Here is a 283-nt window from a genome sequence, read left to right as displayed (position 1 = left end):
GTCTATCAGGGGTAATGAGAACTGAACCCCAGCTCAGTCATGCCCTTCACCTCGGACTCCTGAAGTCTATCAGGGGTAATGAGAACTGAACCCCAGTCCTGCTCTGGGCAGCCCTCGGTGTCGGCGAAGTCTATCAGGGGTAATGAGAACTGAACCCCAGCCTCGGCCCGCACCGCCTATGGTGTGGCGGAAGTCTATCAGGGGTAATGAGAACTGAACCCCAGCTTCTGGATAAATTAACCGGGTGGCGGCGGAAGTCTATCAGGGGTAATGAGAACTGAAC

This window comes from Corynebacterium sp. HMSC070E08 (genome assembly GCF_001808895.1).
Lineage (GTDB): Bacteria > Actinomycetota > Actinomycetes > Mycobacteriales > Mycobacteriaceae > Corynebacterium > Corynebacterium hiratae.
The sequence above is the reverse complement of the archived record's forward strand: the minus strand, read 5'-3'. Positions refer to the sequence as shown.